Origin of the sequence: Bowmanella dokdonensis, assembly GCF_017254865.1 — a bacterium.
GTDB lineage: Bacteria > Pseudomonadota > Gammaproteobacteria > Enterobacterales > Alteromonadaceae > Bowmanella > Bowmanella dokdonensis.
The window spans coordinates 212,444-230,969 of record NZ_JAFKCV010000007.1; the positions used below are offsets into that span (position 1 = coordinate 212,444).

Annotated in this window: 22 protein-coding genes; 19 read left to right on the forward strand and 3 right to left on the reverse strand. The window is 57.5% G+C overall.

The genetic code is table 11. The features are described from left to right. Positions 1-126: 126 nt before the first annotated feature. From J0A66_RS13870 to J0A66_RS13895, 6 genes are all read left to right on the forward strand, one after another. The gene (locus tag J0A66_RS13870) at positions 127-1,032 is read left to right on the forward strand and encodes a hydrogen peroxide-inducible genes activator (RefSeq protein WP_206574431.1); all 906 of its coding nucleotides are present in this window, start codon (positions 127-129) and stop codon (positions 1,030-1,032) included. Continuing rightward, complete coding sequence (locus J0A66_RS13875) at positions 1,033-1,191, forward strand: hypothetical protein (protein WP_206574432.1); 159 nt, start codon at positions 1,033-1,035, stop codon at positions 1,189-1,191. Continuing rightward, a complete protein-coding gene (locus tag J0A66_RS13880) occupies positions 1,184-1,726 on the forward strand; it encodes a sigma-70 family RNA polymerase sigma factor (RefSeq protein WP_206574433.1) in 543 nt (180 codons plus the stop codon). Before J0A66_RS13875 ends, J0A66_RS13880 begins: the two co-directional genes overlap by 8 nt. Continuing rightward, positions 1,719-2,378 (forward strand): hypothetical protein, encoded by a 660-nt coding sequence (locus tag J0A66_RS13885; protein WP_206574434.1) that lies wholly within the window; start codon positions 1,719-1,721, stop codon positions 2,376-2,378. The genes J0A66_RS13880 and J0A66_RS13885 overlap by 8 nt, the downstream gene beginning before the upstream one ends. A 14-nt stretch (positions 2,379-2,392) precedes the next feature. After that, complete coding sequence (locus J0A66_RS13890) at positions 2,393-3,307, forward strand: hypothetical protein (protein ID WP_206574435.1); 915 nt, start codon at positions 2,393-2,395, stop codon at positions 3,305-3,307. A 126-nt stretch (positions 3,308-3,433) separates the two neighbouring features. Next, positions 3,434-4,558 carry a beta-ketoacyl-ACP synthase III gene (locus tag J0A66_RS13895; RefSeq protein WP_206574436.1) on the forward strand — a complete coding sequence of 375 codons (1,125 nt, stop codon included), beginning with the start codon at positions 3,434-3,436 and terminating at the stop codon, positions 4,556-4,558. Between the two features lie 39 nt (positions 4,559-4,597). Here J0A66_RS13895 and J0A66_RS13900 read toward each other — a convergent pair whose 3' ends face one another. From J0A66_RS13900 to fliK, 3 genes are all read right to left on the reverse strand, one after another. After that, on the reverse strand, positions 4,598-5,140 hold the full coding sequence (locus J0A66_RS13900) for an MgtC/SapB family protein (RefSeq protein ID WP_206574437.1): 543 nt from the start codon (positions 5,138-5,140) through the stop codon (positions 4,598-4,600). 165 nt (positions 5,141-5,305) lie between these two features. Then, the gene (locus tag J0A66_RS13905; RefSeq protein WP_206574438.1) at positions 5,306-5,623 is read right to left on the reverse strand and encodes an EscU/YscU/HrcU family type III secretion system export apparatus switch protein; all 318 of its coding nucleotides are present in this window, start codon (positions 5,621-5,623) and stop codon (positions 5,306-5,308) included. Next, on the reverse strand, positions 5,620-7,665 hold the full coding sequence (fliK, locus tag J0A66_RS13910; protein WP_206574439.1) for a flagellar hook-length control protein FliK: 2,046 nt from the start codon (positions 7,663-7,665) through the stop codon (positions 5,620-5,622). The genes J0A66_RS13905 and fliK overlap by 4 nt, the downstream gene beginning before the upstream one ends. A gap of 141 nt (positions 7,666-7,806) precedes the next feature. On the opposite strand from fliK, the gene ccmA reads away from it, so the two are divergent. The 13 genes from ccmA to J0A66_RS13975 all read left to right on the forward strand — a co-directional run bounded on the left by ccmA (position 7,807) and on the right by J0A66_RS13975 (position 18,188). Continuing rightward, positions 7,807-8,454, forward strand: coding sequence for a cytochrome c biogenesis heme-transporting ATPase CcmA (gene ccmA / locus J0A66_RS13915; RefSeq protein ID WP_241264195.1), 648 nt, complete (start codon positions 7,807-7,809; stop codon positions 8,452-8,454). After that, a complete protein-coding gene (gene ccmB, locus J0A66_RS13920; RefSeq protein WP_206574440.1) occupies positions 8,451-9,119 on the forward strand; it encodes a heme exporter protein CcmB in 669 nt (222 codons plus the stop codon). Before ccmA ends, ccmB begins: the two co-directional genes overlap by 4 nt. Continuing rightward, on the forward strand, positions 9,119-9,868 hold the full coding sequence (locus tag J0A66_RS13925) for a heme ABC transporter permease (RefSeq protein ID WP_206574441.1): 750 nt from the start codon (positions 9,119-9,121) through the stop codon (positions 9,866-9,868). Before ccmB ends, J0A66_RS13925 begins: the two co-directional genes overlap by 1 nt. After that, entirely contained in the window at positions 9,858-10,097 is a 240-nt protein-coding gene (gene ccmD / locus J0A66_RS13930; protein WP_206574442.1) for a heme exporter protein CcmD, read from the forward strand. The genes J0A66_RS13925 and ccmD overlap by 11 nt, the downstream gene beginning before the upstream one ends. Continuing rightward, the gene (ccmE, locus tag J0A66_RS13935) at positions 10,081-10,548 is read left to right on the forward strand and encodes a cytochrome c maturation protein CcmE (protein WP_206574443.1); all 468 of its coding nucleotides are present in this window, start codon (positions 10,081-10,083) and stop codon (positions 10,546-10,548) included. Before ccmD ends, ccmE begins: the two co-directional genes overlap by 17 nt. A gap of 11 nt (positions 10,549-10,559) precedes the next feature. Continuing rightward, the gene (locus J0A66_RS13940) at positions 10,560-12,530 is read left to right on the forward strand and encodes a heme lyase CcmF/NrfE family subunit (RefSeq protein WP_206574444.1); all 1,971 of its coding nucleotides are present in this window, start codon (positions 10,560-10,562) and stop codon (positions 12,528-12,530) included. After that, positions 12,527-13,096, forward strand: coding sequence for a DsbE family thiol:disulfide interchange protein (locus J0A66_RS13945; protein ID WP_206574445.1), 570 nt, complete (start codon positions 12,527-12,529; stop codon positions 13,094-13,096). The genes J0A66_RS13940 and J0A66_RS13945 overlap by 4 nt, the downstream gene beginning before the upstream one ends. Next, the gene (locus J0A66_RS13950; protein WP_206574446.1) at positions 13,093-13,533 is read left to right on the forward strand and encodes a cytochrome c-type biogenesis protein; all 441 of its coding nucleotides are present in this window, start codon (positions 13,093-13,095) and stop codon (positions 13,531-13,533) included. The genes J0A66_RS13945 and J0A66_RS13950 overlap by 4 nt, the downstream gene beginning before the upstream one ends. After that, on the forward strand, positions 13,530-14,744 hold the full coding sequence (gene ccmI / locus J0A66_RS13955) for a c-type cytochrome biogenesis protein CcmI (protein WP_206574447.1): 1,215 nt from the start codon (positions 13,530-13,532) through the stop codon (positions 14,742-14,744). Before J0A66_RS13950 ends, ccmI begins: the two co-directional genes overlap by 4 nt. Next, positions 14,741-15,532, forward strand: a complete 792-nt coding sequence (locus tag J0A66_RS13960; protein WP_206574448.1) for an MlaA family lipoprotein — start codon at positions 14,741-14,743, stop codon at positions 15,530-15,532. Before ccmI ends, J0A66_RS13960 begins: the two co-directional genes overlap by 4 nt. 87 nt (positions 15,533-15,619) lie before the next feature. Continuing rightward, positions 15,620-16,894, forward strand: coding sequence for a Vi polysaccharide biosynthesis UDP-N-acetylglucosamine C-6 dehydrogenase TviB (gene tviB, locus J0A66_RS13965; protein ID WP_206574449.1), 1,275 nt, complete (start codon positions 15,620-15,622; stop codon positions 16,892-16,894). Next, on the forward strand, positions 16,894-17,910 hold the full coding sequence (locus J0A66_RS13970) for an SDR family oxidoreductase (protein WP_206574450.1): 1,017 nt from the start codon (positions 16,894-16,896) through the stop codon (positions 17,908-17,910). The genes tviB and J0A66_RS13970 overlap by 1 nt, the downstream gene beginning before the upstream one ends. A gap of 47 nt (positions 17,911-17,957) precedes the next feature. Further along, positions 17,958-18,188, forward strand: coding sequence for a four helix bundle protein (locus tag J0A66_RS13975; RefSeq protein WP_338143895.1), 231 nt, complete (start codon positions 17,958-17,960; stop codon positions 18,186-18,188). Positions 18,189-18,526: the final 338 nt, after the last annotated feature.

Below are 18,526 nucleotides of genomic sequence, written 5' to 3' on the forward strand. Positions count from 1 at the left end.
ACCCGGCCAGTGCCGGGTTTTCTGCTTTTTGCCATCAGGGAATGGCAGACAAGGTCGTGGGGAGCTGCTAGCATTAGTCAATCTGATTAATAAATCGGTTTCTAATCGATTGTTTAGGAGTGTACGATGAAGTGGCCCAACCTCAAACACCTCCACTACCTGGTGGTGTTATATGAAGAACAGCATTTCAACCGGGCGGCCCAGCGCTGTTTCGTCAGTCAGTCAACCCTGAGTACCGCCATTCAGAACCTGGAGGAGCAACTGGGCTGCCAGTTACTTGAACGGGATCATAAGACCTTTATCTTTACCGCCCTGGGACTGGAAATGGTGGAGCGCAGCAAGGCCTTGCTCAACAGCACGTCAGAGCTGCTGGAATACGCAGAAAGCGCCGGCAACTGGCAGGCCGGCAAGCTGAAACTGGGGATTATCCCCACCATTGCTCCTTTTTTGCTGGAAGGGCTGATTGGTCGGGTGGGCAGCGACCTGCCCAAGCTGAATCTGCAACTGCAAGAGAATACTACCGCCAATCTGTTGCGGGAGCTGACCAGCGGCGAGCTGGATCTGTTGATTCTGGCTCTGCCAATGGAAACGCCGGGCTGTAAGCAGATGGTGATTGGCCACGATCCCTTCCATCTGGTCGCCCATCCCGAGATGCTCAAGCTGTTGCCCTCCCCACTGGATTACAGCGCCCTGCCCAGGGACAGCGTCTTCCTGCTGCAACAGGAACACTGCATGACGGGCCACGCGGTCAGTGCCTGTGGCCTGAAGAACAAGGATCAGGTCAGTGCGCTGGCCGCCAGCAGCCTGTTTACCCTGGTGCAACTGGCCAACAGCAAACTGGGTCTGACCTTTCTGCCGGAGCTTGCCCTCCAGAGCGATATTCTGCTGCACAGCAGCCTGGTGTCTTTTCCGGCGGAGGACAAGGCCTACCGGGAAATCGGCCTGGTCTGGCGTAACGGCACCACCCGGGTGAGGCTGTTCCGGCGCATTGCCGAATTGCTGCAACCCCTGATGCCCAGGCCGGTGTTGTGAATGGATGACAGGCAGCCAGTAACAGAAAAAGTTTGCCGTGAAAATTTTTCTAAAGCGGCAAACTTTTTTTTTGCCCGGCTCGACTTTACTGAGCAAGAGCAACCAAGAAGATGTCATACCAGCTCCGCTGGTACTAAAGGAATACCTGCAGGTGTTTGAACAGAGTGACAGCAAGCTTATCCACAAGGCCATGGCAGGCAACAACCAGGCCTGGCTAAAGCTGGTGAAGCGATACGATAAAGCCATCTACAACTATGGTCTGCGCATGACGGGTAGTGCCGATGACGCCATGGACTTGATGCAGGAGGTGTTCCTGTCGGTGTTTCGCAATCTGGCCGGCTATCGGGGCGATGGCAGCTTCCGGGCCTGGTTGTTTCGTATTGCCCACCATCGACTGGTGGAATTCTATCGGCGCAGGAAACCCCATCAGGGGCTGGATGACAGTCCGGAACCGGTAGATGAGCAGGCCTGTGTCAGTGCCAGATTCCTGGCCGATGCCGACGCGAAACTGCTGCTACGGGCCATGCAGGGATTACCCCTTGAGCAGAAGGCGGTGGTGGAGTTGAAGTTTTACAGTCAGTTCACTTTTGAGGAGATTGCGCAGCAGATGGGCATATCCAGTAATACGGTTAAATCCAGGCTATATGCCGCCCTGGGCAAACTCAAAGAGCTGATGGAGGTGCAATATGTCTGAGAAAGAAACCTTGTTTGCCTTGTGGCTGGAAGATGATCTGAACGACGAACAACTGGCCGAATTCCGGCAACTGTGCGCAGACGATGACGAGTTTGCCGCCAGGGTCGCCCTTGGTCGGGATATGCAGCATCAGGCCAAGCATTATCAGCAGGCCGAGGTGCCAAGATGGGTTCCCCCTGCCATCGGAGCTCAAAGCCGGTCCGGGAGCCCATGGGGATGGGCGGGTTTTGCCCCCTTGTCTTTCGCCACCTCCTTGTTGGCCATCGTCATGGTGCTGCTCAGAGTGGAGGTGCAGGTGCAAAACAACGCCCTGACCCTGAGTTTTGCCGGGCAGGGACGACAGGCTGAGATCGAACAGGCGGTTGCCGCTCAGTTGGATGATTTCCGCCAGCAACAGCAAGTGGCGCTGGTGGATTATGCCAGGGATTTACGAGACCAGCAGCAACAAGCCAATACCCAACTGGCCAGCTATCTGCTGACATCCAGCCGAACGGAGCGACGTGAGGATTTTGCCGAACTGATTAAATTCGTCAATCAGCAGCGTGCCGATGATCAGGTTTTCTATGCCAGGCAGTTAAACAAGCTTGAGCAGGAACTTTACAGCAACACGGAAACGACACCGGTTACACCCGGTAGCGATCCCAACCCTTAGTAAGAGGACTTTCCATGAAAGGCAAGATATTTTCCCTTATGATCGCCGCCCTGACGGCCCCTCAGCTACAAGCTGCCCAGGATCTGGCAGGCCTGAACAAGGAGCTGGAAATCATGACCGGCATCATGAATACCACCTTGCGACAGGACAGGAGCAAGGGCGACATTCGTGTGCGCTCCCTGGACGCCACCTATCTGACAGGTCAGGGGGTGTTGTTTGAGATGAACACCAGTGGTGCAGGCCTGGGCTTCAGTTTCAATTTCGGCGAATTGTTTGGCGGCGTGCCGCCAGCCCCTGCAGCGCCGGCGGTATCCGGCGGCGACTACCAGTTTCATATCCAGATCGATGACGATGAGCTGGACAGCCGTATCGAAGAGGCCATGGAGGTCGCCCGGGATGCGTTGCGGGAAAACCGGGAAAAACTCGGGGAACTGCGTGAACAGGAAAGAGAACTGGCCTGGGAGATGCGGGAGTACGAGCGGCGTAAGCGGGATCTGGAGTTTGAGAAGCGTCATGCCGAAGGTGAGCGCAAAAAGGATCTGAATCAGGATACCCAGGAGCTGGAAACAGAGCTGGCGCGCTTGCGCGAGCGACAAAAAGAAGTGGCCCAGTACGCACAGGAACTGGAGAAAGAACAGCAGCAACAGGCCCTGAAGCAGCAGGAAGCGCTGCAACAGCAGTACAAGTCATTCCTGGCGGGTTTCGAGTCCAATGTAGCCGATGTCCTGTGCAAATACGGAGCCGGGTTGCGCACCCTGCCGCAGGATGAGCATGTCTCACTGGTGCTGAAGAATTTTATGCAGGATCCTCAGGGTGGCGGCCGCCAGGACAAGATCTATGTGTTCCGCAACCAGGACGTACAGGCCTGTGTCACCGGTAAACTCAATGCCCAGAAACTGCTGGAGCAGGTCAGGACCTATCAGTTCTGACACCACGGCGCCCCTGGGCGCCGTTTTTTTGTTTCGACGAGTGCCAGCCTACTGGCCCGATGAGTCCATGACAAACCGGCCCACAGGGGGTAAGCTAGCAGGGTGTAAGTTTTCCGGACCCTTTGCATGTCTCAATCCGTGGTTATCAGCGGCAGCGGCCTTTGGACCCCGCCATACAGCATCAGTAACGAAGAACTGGTCGCCAGTTATAACGGCTGGGCTGACCAGTACAATCGGGACCACCGCCAGGCCATTGAGGCCGGCGAGCTTGAAGCCAAGCCCCACTCCAGCGCCGAGTTTATTGAGAAGGCGTCCGGTATCAAAAGCCGCTTTATCTACAGCAAGGAAGGCGTGCTGGATATCGGACGTATGCGCCCCAGCTTTCCCGAACGGGCCGATGAAGAGCTCTCCCAACAGGCAGAGATCGCCGTCGAAGCGGCAAGACTCGCCCTGGCGGCAGCCAACAAGCAGGCCGGTGAGATAGACGCGGTGATCGTCTCCTGCGCCTACACCCAGCGGGCGTACCCGGCTATCGCCATCGAAGTGCAGGAAGCCCTGGGTATTGAGGGTTTCGGCTTTGATATGCTGGTGGCCTGCTCGGCGGCCACCTTCGGCCTGCACCGGGCCTATGAGATGGTCAAAGCGGGAACGGCCGGCACCGTACTGGTGATCAACCCTGAGCTGGTTTCTCCGCAGATCAACTACAGGGATCGGGACAGCCATTTTATTTTTGGCGACGTGGCCACGGCTAAGGTGGTGGAGAGGGCTGAAACGGCCCGCGGGCATCATTGCTTCGAGATCCTCAGCACCAGAGCGGTGACCAAATTCTCCAACAACATCCGCTCCAATTTCGGTTTTATGAGCCGGGCTCAGGATGTGGATCCCTTTGGTCTGGACAAGCTGTTTCACCAGAATGGCCGCAGTGTCTTCAAGGAAGTCTGCCCCATGGCCGCTGAGCATTTACAACAGCATGTTCAGCACCATGGCCTGACCACATCGGATATACGCCGCTGGTGGCTGCATCAGGCCAATATCAATATGAACCTGCTGATTGGCAAAAAACTGCTGGGCCGGGAGGCCACCGCCGATGAAGCCCCCATTGTGCTGGACCGTTATGCCAATACGGCCTCCGCCGGTTCAATGATTGCCTTTAATCTGCATCATCAGGATATGCTACCCGGTGAGGTGGGCGTGCTTTGCTCCTTCGGCGCAGGCTACTCCATCGGCAGCCTGGTGATCAGGAAACGTTAGTCGTTTAATGCCGGGGGGAGCGGTTGGTATAAGAGACGGTTAAGGCGGGTCCTCGCTGCCACTTCCAGACGGCGGGTCGCCGGCCCGCCTATTCATCTGTCCATTGCGGTTACGCCATTCGCTGTACTTGCGATGTACGCCGCGGCGCATGACAACCGAAGAGTTTTCCAGAAGGTCGATGCCCACCAGCACCACGACCGTCAGCACCGATAATTTAATTGCTGTCATATCATGGCCAAGACCGATACAGACGCCGATCGCAGCCAGCATCCAGATAGTTGCCGCCGAGGTGACGCCCAATACTATACCGTCACGTGTCAGTATCACCCCCGCGCCGAGAAAGCCGACTCCGGTAATGACCTGACCTATGGTGCGGGAGGGATCTGTGCTGGCATTATTGATGGAAACAGACACGGCAATAAAGACATAGGTACCAAGAACGATAAGGGTAGAGGTGCGAATACCTGCCGGCTTGCCGCGAAGCTGCCGCTCAAGACCTATGATCAGCCCGCACACCAGGGCGGTAGCGACTTCCTGCCAGCGAAAAGGGCTGATATTCAGCCATGCCTGCCAATCCCCCATTAGTTTTCCTGACACCATTAGATTAGTAAGTTTTTGTAATATAGCGTGTTTCTAATCAGACAGACAAAACAAAACAGAAGAAGTGTCAGAATCACTCGGATCACAGTGACATATAGCCCGGGGTTCTTTACCGCTGCGATATTATTGGATGACACTGGACACTCGTCACGCCCGGTCATCCACCTTGCCATGCTTGTTGGTCCAGCTATCCGGGAACTTGCCCTGCAAAACGTAGGAAAAGGCTATCAATTCGGCTATCACCACATAAAGCTCCCGCGGGATCTCCTGGCCCAGGTCCAGGCTGGTCAGGAAACCGGCCAGATGCTCGTCTTCATGGATCAGTACCCCATGCTCCCTGGCCAGTTCGACAATCTCATCGGCCAGGTCGCCAAAGCCCTTGGCCACCACTGTGGGGGCCTGCTGTTTATTATCGGCCTGGTATTTGATGCCGACCGCGCTCTTGGGTTTGTCCTGTCTGCTCATGCCCGGGTCTCGAAGATATGATAGGGACGCTGTTGCAACTGATCGGGAATTTTGCCTAACTGGCACTGACTGTGGTTGACCTGAAGGCCCAGTGAGACCAGGCGCTTTTTCAGATGGGGAAGAAATTCCAGCACCCGGTTTTTCACCTCGTCATTGGCTGCATAGAAATCCAGTTCCAGTTCGTTATGAAACAGCCTGGCCTTGGCGAGCAAAGAGCCCGTCTGACCGATATCCAGCTTCATGCTCAGGTGCCACTGGCGATCAGCGTCCTGGCCGGGCCGGCGTTTGTCCCCGGGCGGCGGCTCGCGGCGAATCAACAGTTCCATTTCCCTTCTGTTTTCGGCAGACCCAACGGGCAGACTGTAGTGAAAGCTGTCCTGCCCCTGTATCTGCGCATCCGCACTGGCCGCTTTCTGGCTGGTATGTTGAGCCAGCAGCCGGCCCAGATTACGGATCAGTTGATGGCGCTGCTCCACCTGGGCAAAATCAGTCAGCCCTCGCATTGGTGCTGGCTGGGCACTTGTGCTCCTGCTTCCTTCCAGCAAGCTGGTCAAGCCTTCACTCAGACGTTGCACCTGCGCCGCCGTGCGGTTCTGCTGACTGGCCAGCCTGGAAGCCAGGGACACCTGTAACAGGGTAATCAGGCCGCCGATAAACCCCTGAGAGGCAGCCGGAGTGGTCAGTTGTACCGGATTCATGGTCATGGGGGGATGGGTAAAAAGCTGGCGCAGCATCTGTGCATCCTGCTCATTGCCGCCGGGCAGCCCCTGACTGATCTGTTTGCCTATCTGACCGACCAGGGAAGCCATGGCTGGTGCCAGGCGGTCAGATTCACCCAGGGCCAGTTCTATTCTGCCAAGCAGGGCCGGCGCCGGCTCCTGCTGGCTCTGCAGATGTCGGGTAAGCTCAATCAACTGCTTGTACAGGGCGCTGTTGAGATCCGCTTTGGCGGCTGCAGTCTGGGTGCTACTGAGGGGCTGGCCCGACAGCGCCCTGTCGGGTGGCTGTTGTACAGGAGCAACAGCCGTTCTGCTATCCCTGCCCTGGAGTGGTCCGCTCTTATCCGTCGAAATCCCCGGATCCCCGGCTACTGGCAACGGAGCCTGCCGACCGACGGGCAAGGTTGCTTCCTGTCTGCCTGAGGGCTGCCCGTCTGCACGGGGCAGCCAGGTCTGCAGCTTAGCTGCCTCGGCTTTGCCTAAATCCAGGCTGGCCTGTGGCGCGGCCTGTTGGTACTGCAACTGGATCTGGCCCTTGCCGGTGACCAAAAGCTGTACCGAGGAAAGGGGACCGCTGATTTTCTGCGCCAGGGCGTTGGCCGAAGGCAGGGGAATCTGCTGCAGGTTATGGCGCAGGCCCTCAACCGGCAGGGCCAGTGGCTGGTTCCGGGGCAGCAGCAGGGTCGCGGGGGACAGCGCCTGAGGGGGGATTTCGACCCTGATGGCCTGGGTTGCAGATCCCTGCAATGGCCTGAGTTGCCACTGCCTGGCATCGGGCTGGTAGGCCAGCTCCAGCTTCTGACCTGTGCTGAAGCTGGCCGGTGGGGTTGGCAGCACAACATTGAGGCGACTGTCCGCCACCTGCAACACCAGTCGCTGGGCGTTCTGACTGATCACCGTCGCATCGAGCGTGAGGGCAGAGCTCGGCAGTCGGCTGCTCTCCAGCAGTCTGGGCATCAGGATATCTGCCAGGGCTTTGGGCACCAGCGCCGTTTGTTGAGGGCCCTGGTTGATTTGTCTGGACGTATCGGGATAGAAATGCAGCCGGCTGCTGTTATCCGGATCCTGCACCAACTGATAGGACTGGCCGCCAGTCAGGACACCAGTCAGACCACTGCTACTGACCACCAGTGGCGCAGGCGGGTTGTTACCCGCCCGTGCGGCACGAGGCGACAGATTAAGTTGCAACTGGTTGCCCGCCAGATGACTGACCAGCACCTCGGTGGCCTGGCGCAGCAACGGTGCCCCGGCGGCAGCGGGTTGCTGCAACTGCCTGAGCGCGTTGACCATCTGCTGTTGTGAAGAGAGGAATAATTCTGACATATCCCATTATCGACCCGAAGTGGCAGTAATTTAAAGTAGTTATCACCGGCCGCTGGCCTGGAACTGACTCAAAATGACGTTGAATTGGCCCGGCAGTCATATGCCTGGCCAACCGGGCTGTGATATGATTCCGGCCGTTTTTTGCCTGACTGGATAATTGCCGGTTTGTCTCAGCTTTGCGTTAACAATCTTGCCTGTATCAAGCGTGATCGTCTGCTGTTCGATGCTGTCTGCTTTTCCCTGCAGGCCGGAGACATCCTGCACCTTCAGGGGCCCAACGGGGCGGGCAAGACCAGTCTGCTGAGGATCCTGGTGGGCTTGTCAGAGCCGCAGAGCGGGAGCGTACAATGGCATGGCGCGCCCATCAGTCAGGATCGGGCGGCTTATCACCGGCAGTTGATCTACTTTGGCCATAAACCGGGTGTTAACCTGGCACTCAGCGCAAGGGAAAACCTGCGTTACTGGTGTGATCTGCAAGGCGTGGCGCAACCGCTGGATATCTATTCGCTGCTCGACAGCCTGGGGCTGGTGGGCCTGGAAGATCTGCCTGCCAGCCAGTTGTCGGCAGGCCAGCAAAGACGTATCGGTCTGGCCCGTCTGTGGCTGAAGTCCGCCAGACTCTGGGTACTGGACGAACCCTTCACCGCCCTGGACCGTCACGCCGTCACCCTGCTCAAACAGAGAATGCAGATGCATCTGGGGGAAGGGGGCATGATAGTGCTCACTTCCCATCAGAGCCTGGAGTGGGCGGGACAGTTAAAAACATTGCATCTGGAGTATCGGATTTGACCGCCAAGCTGACAGGACTGCTGCGCCGCGACCTGGCTCTTGCTTACCGGCAAAAGGCCGAGTTGATGCAGCCGCTGATCTTCTTTTTGATTGTCATCAGTCTTTTCCCTCTGGGGGTGGGGCCGGGGCCGCAAACCCTGCAGAAAATCGGTCCGGGGGTGATCTGGGTGGCCGTGTTGTTGTCGTCCCTGCTGGGCATGGAGCGGCTGTTCCGTGATGATTTCAATGACGGCTGGCTCGAGCAGATGATGCTCAGCGGTTTGCCGCTCAGCCTGGTGGTTCTGATCAAAGTCGCCGCCCACTGGCTGACCTGCATCCTCCCCCTGCTGCTGGTCTCTCCTTTGCTGGCGCTGTTTTTGAACCTGACGCCGCCTATGTATCAGGCCTTGTTGCTCAGTTTGTTGCTGGGCACGCCGCTGCTCAGTCTGGTGGGCGCCACCGGGGTGGCGCTGACCCTGGGGTTGCAGCGCGGCGGCGTGCTGTTGTCGTTATTGTTACTGCCCCTTTTGGTGCCGCTGCTGATTTTTGCCACCTCGGCGGTGGATGCGGCGGCCCTGCAACTTTCTTATAATGGGCAGCTCGCCATTATTGGCGCGTTGTTTTTACTGGCCCTGGCCCTGACCCCGCTGGCCACGGCCCATGCTTTGAGAGTGAGTCAGAACTGATGTGGAAGTGGTTGCATCCCTATGCCAAAACCGAGCAGGCTTACCGGCTCTGTTCGACCCTGTTGCCCTGGTTTGCCGTGGCCAGCTTGCTGTGCCTGATCCCCGGTCTCATCTGGGGACTGGCTTATGCACCGGCAGACTACCAGCAGGGAGATTCGTTTCGCATCATCTACCTGCATGTGCCCAGCGCCATTCTGTCTATGGGGGCCTACAGCGCCATGGCCGTGGCTGCCTTTATCGGCCTGGTCTGGCAGATTCGCAGCGCCGACATGGCGGTGGCCGCCATCGCCCCGGTCGGCGCAGTCATGACTTTTATTGCCCTGTTTACCGGCGCCGCCTGGGGCAAGCCCATGTGGGGCACCTGGTGGGTCTGGGATGCCCGGCTCACCTCCGAACTGATCCTGCTGTTTCTGTATCTGGGGGTCATTGCCCTGTACCAGTCCTTCGAAGACAAGCAGCAGGGCAGCAAGGCCGCCGGTATTATGGCCCTGGTCGGGGTGGTCAACCTGCCGATTATCCATTATTCGGTGGAGTGGTGGAACACCCTGCACCAGGGCGCCACCATCACCAAGTTCGGCAAGCCGTCCATCGCCCCTGACATGCTCTGGCCTTTGCTGCTATGTCTTGCCGGACTGGCTTTTGTCGTCGGGGCCCTGAGTCTGTATCGCCTGCAGACCGAGATGCTGCGCCGGGAACTGCACCGTCCCTGGGTGCAGAAACTGGCAGGGGGAAATAGCGATGCAGTTTGACAGCTGGCAGGCCTTCTGGGCCATGGGCGGATACGGATTTTATGTGTGGCTGGCCTTTGCCGTCAGCCTGCTGGCCCTGATAGTGCTGATTGGACACAGCCTGATCAGCCGACGCAACCTGGTCCGGCTGATCGGCCGGGAACAACAACGGCTGGCGCGTATCAAACGCAGCCAGGCCAGACGCCAAACAGCAGACCAATTTGAGGTAGACGATGAACCCCAGACGTAAGCAGAGACTGATTGCGGTATCCACGGTGGTGGTGGTCATAGGAGCCGCTATCGGCCTTATGCTGTATGCCCTGGGCCAGAATATCGATCTTTTCTACACTCCCAGCGAAATCGTGCAGGGCAAGGACGGGGTCAAGCCACGGGTGGGCCAGCGCCTGAGGGTGGGGGGGCTGGTGGTGCCGGGGTCGGTCAAACGGGATGAAAACAGCCTGGCGGTGACCTTCGATCTGGTGGATACGGGACCCATAGTCCAGGTCAGCTACCAGGGCATACTGCCGGACCTGTTCCGTGAGGGACAGGGGATTGTGGCGACGGGCCATCTGAGCGCCGCCAACCAGATCCTCGCCGAGGAAGTGCTGGCCAAGCATGATGAAGAGTACATGCCGCCGGAGCTGGCAGAAGCCATGAAGGGCATCAAACACGTCAAACCCCAAGATGCCAATTACAACTGACAGGAGTTGAGATGTTAGCCGAACTCGGGCACTTTTCACTGGTACTGGCGCTGTTTCTGGCCATCCTGCTGAGCGTTTACCCCCTGTGGGGCGCCCAACATGGCCAGGTACAACTGATGCGGGCGGCCCGGCCGCTGGCCGTCGGTATGTTCCTGTTTACCGCCTTTGCCTATCTGTGCCTGACCCAGGGCTTCCTGGACCACGATTTCAGCCTGGCCTACGTGGCGCACAACTCCAACAGCCAGCTGCCCTGGTATTATCGCATCACTGCGGTATGGGGCGGTCATGAAGGCTCATTTTTGCTCTGGGTATTGATTTTCTCCCTGTGGACGGTGGCGGTGGCCCTGTTCAGTCGCAGTATCCCGCTGGAGATCCTGTCCCGGGTACTGGCCATCCTCGGCCTGGTGGGGGTGGGTTTTTATCTCTATATCCTGCTCGCCTCCAATCCTTTTGAGCGCCTGTTGCCTTTCTATCCGGTGGATGGGCGGGATCTTAATCCGTTGTTGCAGGACTTTGGCATGATCATCCATCCGCCCATGCTGTACATGGGCTATGTGGGGTTCTCGGTGGTATTTGCCTTCGCCATTGCCGCCCTGATCGCCGGACGCCTGGATTCCACCTGGGCGCGCTGGTCGCGACCCTGGACGCTGGCGGCCTGGGTCTTCCTGACCCTGGGGATCGCCCTGGGCAGTTGGTGGGCTTATAACGAACTGGGCTGGGGCGGCTGGTGGTTCTGGGATCCGGTGGAAAATGCTTCTTTTATGCCCTGGCTGGTGGGAACGGCGTTGTTGCACTCCCTGGCAGTGACCGAAAAACGCAAGGTCTTCAAGTCCTGGACGGTACTGCTGGCTATCGCGGCATTTTCCCTGAGCCTGCTGGGCACTTTTCTGGTCCGCTCGGGGATCCTGGTGTCGGTGCACTCCTTCGCTTCTGATCCGACCCGCGGCCTCTTTATTCTCGGCCTGCTGGTGCTGGTCATCGGCGGTTCCCTGTTGCTGTATGCGCTGCGTGCCCCGCAATTGCGTAGTACAGGACGTTATGAACTGCTCTCCCGTGAAACGATGCTGATTGGCAACAATATCCTGCTCTCTGCCGCTACCCTGGTGGTGCTGATGGGCACCCTGCTGCCACTGGTCCACAAGGAGCTGGGGCTGGGCTCCATCAGTATCGGCGCGCCTTTTTTCGATCAGATGTTTATCTATCTGGTGATACCTTTTGTACTGTTGCTGGCCATGGGCCCAATCAGCCGCTGGAAGCATCAGCCCTGGCCAGCCCTGCGCAACCAGCTGTTGACGGCTTTTTCACTCAGTCTGGCCTGTGCAGCCCTGCTGCACTTTGGCACCGATGGTGCGTCCTATATGGCGACCCTGGGCATTCTGCTGAGTGTGTGGATTGTGTTCTCCACCGTGCAGGAAGTTCGGCAGCGGAGCGACGGTAAAGTAGCCCGCATCAGCCAGCTAACCGTCAGTCACTGGGGGATGGTGATGGGGCATCTGGGCTTTGCCGCCATGATACTGGGCGTAGCCATGGTCACCAGTTACAGTCAGGAGCGGGATGTACGCATGGCAGCAGGAGAAACCCTCAATCTCAACGGCTATGAGTTTGTCTTTCTCGGCGTCGAGGAATTGCAGGGTCCCAACTATGAAGGCCATGTGGCTAAGCTAGATGTGCTTAGAAAGGGTAAAAAGATCAGTCATCTGGAAGCCGAGAAACGCTTCTACCCGGTACAGCGCAGCATGATGACCGAGGCGGCGGTGGATGTGGGCCTGACCCGCGATCTCTATGTGGCCCTGGGGGAGCAGTTGAACAACGGCGACTGGGCGCTGCGTATTTATGTTAAACCCTTCGTGCGCTGGATCTGGGGTGGCGCGATTTTAATGGCACTGGGAGGCGTGCTGTCCATCTGCGATAAGCGCTACCGAATGGCCAGACTGACCCAAAGCGATGCTCCGGGCACCAGTCCCGCAGGAGCCCGGGCATGAAACGTATTGCATTGTTCCTGCTGCCCCTGGCGCTGTTCCTGTTTATCTCCCTGTTCCTGTTGCAGGGCCTGTTTTCCGATCCCAGGGAGCGTGAGTCCAGCCTGCTGAACCGGCCGGTCCCGGCGTTCTCACTGCCGGATGTGATGGATGAGACCAGGATCTACACACCCGAGGTCTTTGAGGGGGAGGTGACCCTGCTTAACGTCTGGGGTACCTGGTGCGTCACCTGCGCCATTGAGCTGCCTTTTCTGACGGAGCTGAAAGAGCAGGGGGTGAGGATAGTGGGCCTTTACTACGAGCAGAATCTGGATCCCGACTTTGGCGGCAAATCCATCGGGCAGATCCGGGCCGATATCCGTCAGAAGCTGGATCAACTGGGTAACCCCTATGCCTTCAATATTTTCGATCACAGCCGTGATACGTCACTGGACCTGGGCGTGACCGGGGCCCCTGAAACCTTTCTGATCGACAGCCAGGGACGTATCCGCCTGCATCATGTGGGCGATCTGAATCCGCGGGTCTGGGAGAGCCGGTTCGCTCCCCTTTACCAGGAGCTGACACAATGAAGGGCTGGTGGCTGTTTGTGACCTTACTTCTGACCGCGGGGCCGGGTCTTGCCGAGGAGATCTATGCCTTTGAGACGGATGCCCAGCGGCAGATCTTCAAGGAGCTTACCGAAGAGTTGCGCTGCCCCAAGTGCCAGAACCAGAATATTGCCGACTCAGACGCTCTGGTGGCCCAGGATCTTAAGCGCAAGGTCCATGAGCTGATGCAACAGGGCTATGACAAGCAACAGGTCATCGACTACATGAAACAGCGTTACGGGGATTTCGTCTATTACCAGCCCCCGCTGAGTCCGGCCACGGTATGGCTGTGGCTGGGACCGCTGTTGTTTATCCTGTTGGCGGCAGCGGTGCTGGTATGGCGGCGCAGGAGTGCCGGCAACCAGCTGGATCCCGAACTGCTGGCCAGGGCAGACAAATGGTTGGAGAAAGATAAGTGACTCAGTTGTATGCAGGCCTGGCCGGATTAGCGTTGTTGGCCGGACTCTTTGTGCTCTGGCCCTTTATGGTGAGCAAATCAGGCCGGCGCCCCGACAGCAGGAAACTAAATATCGAGCTGACCCGGCAACGGCTGGCGGAAATGCAGCGGGAAGTGGCCGAAGGGCTGATTGGTCGGCAGGACAAAGACCAGTTGGAGCAGGAGCTCAAAGCCGCACTGGCCCTCGAGCAGGACAAGGCCGACAGACCGCAGAGTCCCAGTCGCTGGATTTTGCTGGCCGGCTTGCTGCTGGCCGGTGTGCTGAGCCTCTACAGTTACTGGCAGGCTAATGAAATTGGCAACCTCCAACACTGGCGGCAGGCCAACGCACAGCTGGCTGAACTGGGCAGAAGGGTGGTAGTGGAAGCCGATCCCTCGGTGACCGCCGAAGAATTGCAGCAATTTGCCCTGGCCCTGCGTACCAAGCTCAAACAGCAGCCCCAGGCTCCCGAAGGCTGGTTACTGCTTGGACGCCTGCATGCGAGTCTGAACCGGCTCGATTCCGCCATCGAAGCCTATGAGAAGTCACTGGCGCAGGATCCGGGGCGTCCGGGTGCCCTGCTCAGCATCAGCCAGGCGCTGGTGATGACTGGCAGTGAAGCCAACCTGCGACGCGCCCTGGGCTACCTCAAGAGATTGCAACAGATAGAGCCGGATAACCTCAGTGCCCTGGGCCTGACAGCCATTGCCGCGACCCAGTTGGGTAGCCAGGAACTGGCCCTTGACAGTTGGCAACAACTGGCCGCAACCCTGCCTGAAGGGGATCCCATGGCGTCTATGGTCGCCCAGAGAATCGCCGAGCTGACCGGCACAGGCCAGACCCGCGTGCTGATGACCATTAATCTGGCCGAGGGACTCAAAAGCAAGCTGCCCGAACAGGGCTACCTGTTCTTGTTTGCCCGCGAAGCCGGCAGTGAAATGAAGATGCCTGCAGCCGTGGTCAGGGTGCCCCTGTCCGAGCTGCCAATGGAGCTGGAGCTGACGGATGCCAACGCCATGCTCGGCGACTACAAGCTGTCCAGCCTGACCCATGCGCAACTGATTGCCCGGGTCTCAAGGGATCCCAATGTGGAAACGGCCAGCGGGGAATTGCAGGGCGAGACGATGGTGGATATATCCCCCGGTACCCTGATGCAGGGACAAATCTTAATCGACAAGGAATTAAACGAATGAGATCCATTTTACTGCTGTTATTGCCCGTGATTATGCTGGGGGGCTGTGCGTCCAACCAGGGCGCTGAACAGGCGGCAACGGCCAGCAGTCAGCCGGTGCAGGCCCAGACCCAGGACAGCCAGGCTCCCCGGGACCCGCTGGAGGGGATCAACCGCAAGATGTGGACCTTGAACTGGGATTACCTGGATACCTATATCGCCAGGCCGGCAGCGGTTTTCTACCGGGATTATCTGCCGGACTTTGCCCGGACAGGACTTTACAACGCCGCCACTAACCTGGAAGAACCGGCCAACGGCCTGAACAATCTGCTGCAGGGTAAAGTGGGTGATTCGCTGGTCAGCGTCGGCCGTTTTGTTCTTAATTCCACCGTCGGCCTGTTGGGCACCATCGATGTGGCCAGTGAGATTGGTCTGATGCGCAAGGAAGAAGGTTTCGATGAGGTGCTGGGCGTGTGGGGTGTGGGCAATGGTCCCTTCCTGATGCTGCCTGGCATGGGACCGACGGATGTACGTGGCGGAGTGGGGGATTATGTGGACTCGGCCTACTGGCCGGTGGATGCCCTGAGCTGGCAGCTCAGCCTGTTCCGCTGGAGTATCGATGCCCTGGAAAGCCGGGTGCAACTGATGCAGCAGGAACAGATGATCAACGGTGCCGTGGACCCCTATGCGCTGGTGAAGGATATCTATTTCCAGAACAAGGAATATGAAGTTAAAGACGGCCAGGTGGAACCTGATCCCAAGGAGCAGGAACTGGATGAGGATATTGAAGCCTATCTGGATGGCCTCTGAGCCGAGCGATAGGCGTTGACTTGGGCGGAAATTCCATCACCATAGTCAGCAGGCTTTTATCAGAACAACGAAAAACAGGAACAGCAGATGGAGTTCAGTGAACTGAGGGTGGCCGTTATCGGTCTGGGCTACGTGGGGTTACCGCTGGCAGCCGAATTTGGCAAGAAGCGGCCGGTCATCGGCTTTGATATCAATGCCAAACGTATTGCCGAATTGCAGCGGGGCGTCGACTTTACCCTGGAAGTCAGCAAAGAAGAGTTGGCCGAATCCCGGCATCTGAGCTTCACCGACAAGCTGGACGAGCTGGCCAGGGCCAATGTTTTTATTGTCACGGTGCCCACGCCCATTGACGGCTTCAAGCGGCCGGATCTGACCCCTTTGGTCCGCGCCAGTGAAACCATCGGCAAGGTGCTGAAAAAAGGCGATATCGTCATTTACGAATCCACCGTCTATCCCGGCGCTACCGAAGAAGACTGTGTGCCGGTGCTGGAGCGGGTATCAGGCCTGAAGTTCAATCAGGACTTCTTTGCCGGCTACAGCCCGGAACGCATCAACCCGGGTGACAAGGAGCACCGGGTTTCCACCATTAAAAAAGTCACTTCCGGCTCAACTCCGCAAGTGGCCAAAGTGGTGGACGATCTCTACCGGGAGATCATCACGGCCGGCACCCATCTGGCCAGTTCCATTAAAGTGGCCGAGGCGGCGAAGGTCATCGAAAACACCCAGCGGGACGTGAATATCGCCCTGATTAACGAACTGGCGATTATCTTTAACCGCCTGGGCATCGATACGCTGGAAGTCCTGGAGGCGGCCGGCACCAAGTGGAATTTCCTGCCCTTCCGCCCCGGACTGGTAGGCGGCCACTGTATCGGTGTCGATCCCTACTACCTGACCCACAAGGCTCAGGCCATCGGCTACCATCCGGAAATGATCCTGGCCGGACGGCGGCTCAACGACAGTATGGGCCAGTATGTGGTCTCGGAGCTGGTCAAGGCCATGATCCAAAAGGGTATCCAGGTGCAGGGCGCCAATGTGCTGCTGCTGGGCCTGACCTTCAAGGAAAACTGCCCGGATCTGCGTAATACCCGGGTCATCGATATTGTGGATGAGCTCAAAGAATACGGTGTTAACGTGGAGATCTTCGATCCCTGGGCCTCTGCAGAAGAAGCACAGCATGAATACGGCCTGGAGCTGATCCCTGAGCCGGTGGCGGGCAAATATGATGCAGCGGTGCTGGCGGTGGCCCACCACCAGTTCAGACAGTATGATCAGGCCCGGCTCAACGAGCTTTGCAAACCTAAGCGGGTCATTTACGACCTGAAATACGCCCTGGATAAGTCAATCACGGACATGCGACTCTAATGGACAGATTTGAACAGCGACTAGATGAGATCAAACAATCCCCCCGCACCTGGCTGGTCACAGGCGTGGCGGGTTTTATCGGTTCCAACCTGCTCGAAGCCCTGCTTAAAGCCAACCAGAAAGTGGTGGGACTGGATAACTTTGCCACCGGTCATCGCCGCAACCTGGAGGAAGTGCGCGAGCTGGTGGGGGAGAAGAAATGGCAGAACTTTCGTTTTATCGAAGGGGACATCCGTGACAAGGCTGCGTGTGAGCAGGCCCTGGAAAACGTTGAGCTGGTGCTGCACCAGGCGGCGCTCGGGTCGGTGCCGCGTTCGCTTAACGATCCCATCACCAGTAATGAAGTCAATATCAGCGGCTTCCTGAATATGCTCAACGCGGCCAAAGAGGCCGGTGTTAAGGCCTTTGTTTATGCCGCCTCCAGTTCCACCTACGGGGACCATCCGGCCCTGCCCAAAGTGGAGGAAAATATCGGCAAGCCCCTGTCGCCTTATGCGGTGACCAAATATGTGAACGAGCTGTACGCCGATGTGTTCTCCCGCGCCTATGGCTTTCACAGCACCGGCCTGCGTTACTTCAACGTGTTCGGCCGCCGCCAGGATCCCGATGGCGCCTATGCGGCGGTGATCCCCAAATGGGCTGCCGCCATGAACCGGGGTGAGGACGTGTTTATCAACGGTGACGGCGAGACCAGCCGGGATTTCTGCTACATCGATAACGTGGTGCAGGCCAATATCCTCTCCGCGCTGACCTCACTGGATAACAGTGAAGTGTTCAATGTGGCGGTAGGGGACAGGACAACCCTGAATCAGTTGTTCAACGCCATCAAGGAAGCGCTGGGGGAACAGGGCGTAACCTATAAGAAAACACCGGTGTACCGGGACTTTCGCGCCGGCGATGTGCGCCATTCCCAGGCCGATATCGGCAAGGCCGAGCGGCTGCTGGGGTATGCACCGCAGGTGCGTATCTTTGAAGGCATCAGCCGCACCATGCCCTGGTATATTGCGAATGTTTGAGTGACAAGTTACGAGTAACAGGTAACTAGTGACAAGGAGGTCTCGATGTGAAGACACATTTGGACTTATTGGCCTGGCAACTGGCGATGGATCTGGTGGAATCTGTCTATAAACTCACTGACTCATTTCCGAAAGAAGAGCTGTACGGGTTGACCAGTCAGATGAGAAGAGCAGTTGTTTCTGTTCCTAGCAATATTGCTGAAGGTGCAGCCAGAAGCACGGATGCCGTTTTTATGCGTTTTTTGTTTATCGCCAAGGGTTCACTGAGTGAACTTTAAACCCAGCTTTTCCTGGTAGAAAGGTTGAAGTTCGTTAACTCAGTATCAGCAGAACTTGAGAAGGTAAATCAGGTACGGGCCCTAACTAACGTCTTATAAGAAAAATAAAAGAGCGGCAGGAAATTTAAAAGTAACGAGTAACAGGTAACAAGTTAGAGGTGACAGATAATGAGTGACGGGGGCTGGTCGCAAAGCTTTTGACTAGCGGTTATGATCTGCCCCCAATAAAGTAGACACGGGTTGCAAACTATTGTTTTTCAAATGCCATGGGGCTGACTCCACCGAGTGTCCCATGACGTCTTACTGTATTGTAATACTCTTCGATATACCACTTGGCT

Excerpts from the sequence above, each read along its gene's own strand:
- J0A66_RS13870 (WP_206574431.1), top strand. The coding sequence starts at position 127 with ATGAAGTGGCCCAACCTCAAACACCTCCACTACCTGGTGGTGTTATAT.
- J0A66_RS13875 (WP_206574432.1), top strand. The coding sequence starts at position 1,033 with ATGGATGACAGGCAGCCAGTAACAGAAAAAGTTTGCCGTGAAAATTTT.
- J0A66_RS13885 (WP_206574434.1), top strand. The coding sequence starts at position 1,719 with ATGTCTGAGAAAGAAACCTTGTTTGCCTTGTGGCTGGAAGATGATCTG.
- J0A66_RS13890 (WP_206574435.1), top strand. The coding sequence starts at position 2,393 with ATGAAAGGCAAGATATTTTCCCTTATGATCGCCGCCCTGACGGCCCCT.
- J0A66_RS13895 (WP_206574436.1), top strand. The coding sequence starts at position 3,434 with ATGTCTCAATCCGTGGTTATCAGCGGCAGCGGCCTTTGGACCCCGCCA.
- J0A66_RS13900 (WP_206574437.1), bottom strand. The coding sequence starts at position 5,140 with ATGGGGGATTGGCAGGCATGGCTGAATATCAGCCCTTTTCGCTGGCAG.
- J0A66_RS13905 (WP_206574438.1), bottom strand. The coding sequence starts at position 5,623 with ATGAGCAGACAGGACAAACCCAAGAGCGCGGTCGGCATCAAATACCAG.
- fliK (WP_206574439.1), bottom strand. The coding sequence starts at position 7,665 with ATGTCAGAATTATTCCTCTCTTCACAACAGCAGATGGTCAACGCGCTC.
- J0A66_RS13925 (WP_206574441.1), top strand. The coding sequence starts at position 9,119 with ATGTGGAAGTGGTTGCATCCCTATGCCAAAACCGAGCAGGCTTACCGG.
- ccmD (WP_206574442.1), top strand. The coding sequence starts at position 9,858 with ATGCAGTTTGACAGCTGGCAGGCCTTCTGGGCCATGGGCGGATACGGA.
- ccmE (WP_206574443.1), top strand. The coding sequence starts at position 10,081 with ATGAACCCCAGACGTAAGCAGAGACTGATTGCGGTATCCACGGTGGTG.
- J0A66_RS13940 (WP_206574444.1), top strand. The coding sequence starts at position 10,560 with ATGTTAGCCGAACTCGGGCACTTTTCACTGGTACTGGCGCTGTTTCTG.
- J0A66_RS13945 (WP_206574445.1), top strand. The coding sequence starts at position 12,527 with ATGAAACGTATTGCATTGTTCCTGCTGCCCCTGGCGCTGTTCCTGTTT.
- J0A66_RS13950 (WP_206574446.1), top strand. The coding sequence starts at position 13,093 with ATGAAGGGCTGGTGGCTGTTTGTGACCTTACTTCTGACCGCGGGGCCG.
- J0A66_RS13960 (WP_206574448.1), top strand. The coding sequence starts at position 14,741 with ATGAGATCCATTTTACTGCTGTTATTGCCCGTGATTATGCTGGGGGGC.
- tviB (WP_206574449.1), top strand. The coding sequence starts at position 15,620 with ATGGAGTTCAGTGAACTGAGGGTGGCCGTTATCGGTCTGGGCTACGTG.
- J0A66_RS13970 (WP_206574450.1), top strand. The coding sequence starts at position 16,894 with ATGGACAGATTTGAACAGCGACTAGATGAGATCAAACAATCCCCCCGC.